Origin of the sequence: Methanobrevibacter sp. (assembly GCF_045220775.1) — an archaeon.
Taxonomy (GTDB): Archaea; Methanobacteriota; Methanobacteria; order Methanobacteriales; family Methanobacteriaceae; genus Methanocatella.
Map to the genome: position 1 here is coordinate 1 of NZ_JBGUWC010000153.1, position 2,365 is coordinate 2,365.

The window sequence follows — 2,365 nt, forward strand, 5'->3', positions numbered from 1 at the left end:
TGCAAATCTTGGAACATAATCCACCGGAGATGTAGGAGGCAACTTGATGTTCAATTCTCTTGTCAAGAATCTGTAAGTTCTTCCAACTTCTTTCTTACTTACCCTTGAAACTTCAGCAATTTCATCCAATGTACGTGGAACTTTACATCTTCTACAAGCCGCATACAATGAAGCGGCCACAACACCTTCAATACTTCTTCCACGAATGAGCTTATTTTCAACAGCACTTCTGTAAACTACAGAAGCGGATTCCCTTACACTTCTTGGAAGACCTAATCTTGAAGAATCTCTATCCAATTCACTTAATGCGAATGCTAGGTTTCTTTCAGTAGCTCCAGAAATTCTGATTTTTCTTTGCCATTTTCTTAATCTGTACCATTGAGCTCTGTTTCTTGCAGGAATATCACGACCATAGATGTCCTTGTTTCTCCAATCGATCATAGTACTTAAACCTTTATCGTGGATAGTGTATGTAATTGGAGCACCCACTCTTGTACGTTTATCTCTTTGTTCATGGTCAAATGCTCTCCATTCCGGACCCATATCAACAAGATTTTCATCAATGACTAATCCACAACGAGCACATACTACCTCTGCTCTTTCATAGTCTCCGATTAATTCAGTAGAACCACATTCAGGACATACGGTTTGTCTATCTTGATCAAATACATCTTCTTGGGCATCAGGTTTTGGAGTTCTTTTACGTCCTCTTTTAGGGATCTCTTCTACTTCTGGTGTCGTGGTCTCATCCTCCTTTTTCTAGATTTTTTGGAATTTTGTTTTGATACAAATAGTTTTTCACCACAGTTTTTTGCAATTTCATCCCTATTTGCTGATTTAAATAATCTAATAGAGATATAGGGCTGCTTTGTAGGCCCGAATACATAGCCCACTTTACCAATTTTCTTCTTATTGCTGTCAAAGACAAGAGCACCTGGTGAAGGTGTTTTGGTAGAACGTGCTATCAATTTTCCAGAGTTTGCAATATGCAAACTTTTTCCTAAAACTTTCATAAAATCAAACTTAAAATCAAATCTGTATCATTTATATATTATAAAATAAGTAGTATATAAAGCTATCGATATATTTATATATAAACATTATTTTGTATTTAAATGTTTTTCTATTTTTTTGCGAGACCTACAATCTCTGCCAGAGTGATGCCATCAGCAATATCACTTATGATTTTTGCTTCTTTGATTTTAACTGCCAATGCGGCAACCATTGTCTTTGTGAATAGCTCTTTTGGTATTACAACAATGCCGCTTTCATCACCTATGAAAAAGTCTCCAGGATTAATCTCCACACCCTCGATTTCAATGGTTTCATTTAATGTGCCCAATCCTAAAGCTGAACCTGCATTCGGGCAGAAATTAGATGCAAAAACAGGAAAATCAAGATATAAAAGAGCATCCAAATCGCGAGCAGATCCATAAATCACACATGCCTTAATTCCATTATCCCTTGCACATGTTGAAGCGAGTTCTCCCCAAATAGCTTTGTCTTCACCATCAACTTTGAAAAACAATATGTCCCCAGGTTTTGCAGTGTCAATTGCCATGGCAGATGTTCCCCAATCGTCACTAGCGGTTTCAGCAGTGAATATTGATCCGAAAACCTTCTGATTATTGATAGGTTTTATGGATTGGATAACACCGGACCTTCCGGATATTCCATTGAATGCATCGGAAACTTGGCAAGCTGAAACATTTTCTAACAAGGAGTATAAATTAACATATTCATCATAGTTTTTACCGTTGAATCTCAAATCATCCACAGTAACATTATCCAAATTAATTTTTTCTACCTCAATACGTTTATTTAAATTTTTATTTATATTTAAAACATCTTTCGGACTGATTGACATGAACTCACCAAATTATCTTACTACTATAATATTTTATACCATTTCATTAAAATATATTTCACAATATAACAAATTTTTATATATTAGTTATACTATAATTAATAATTGTAGTATTGAAAAAAATACTTATAATTATTATATACTCATTAAGAGTTATTTACATTATTCACTATTATAATTATTATTAATTAATTCAAAGACAGGAGAAAAACAATTATTAAGGAAAAATAAAAGGTTAAAACGTTTATAATTTCAAATAAGTAATTAATATTAGGAAATAGTAAACCCTTAATAGCACAACTCTCCAAATGTATGAACTCTTTTTTTAGTGTATAATAGGTCATTGACTGAAAAATATGTTTATCGTATAATTTATGCAAATTTACCTACTAAAAATCATTAATTTTTAGAATTACATAAATTATCCCGATTAATAAGCTTAGGAGGCTTAAAAATGGGAAAAGGTGAAGAATTAACTACAACAAAATATTTAATTCA

At 32.8% G+C, this 2,365-nt stretch carries 3 protein-coding genes; all 3 read right to left on the minus strand.

Annotated elements, in window-relative coordinates; all coding sequences use genetic code 11:
* A partial coding sequence (locus tag ACJROP_RS09905; RefSeq protein WP_406535307.1) for a transcription initiation factor IIB occupies window positions 1-720 on the minus strand: 720 nt, incomplete at its 3' end.
* Between the two features lie 5 nt (window positions 721-725).
* Window positions 726-1,013 carry a Gar1/Naf1 family protein gene (locus ACJROP_RS09910; protein WP_406535305.1) on the minus strand — a complete coding sequence of 96 codons (288 nt, stop codon included), beginning with the start codon at window positions 1,011-1,013 and terminating at the stop codon, window positions 726-728.
* A 110-nt stretch (window positions 1,014-1,123) separates the two neighbouring features.
* A complete protein-coding gene (locus tag ACJROP_RS09915) occupies window positions 1,124-1,867 on the minus strand; it encodes an RraA family protein (protein WP_406535306.1) in 744 nt (247 codons plus the stop codon).
* Window positions 1,868-2,365 lie beyond the last annotated feature (498 nt).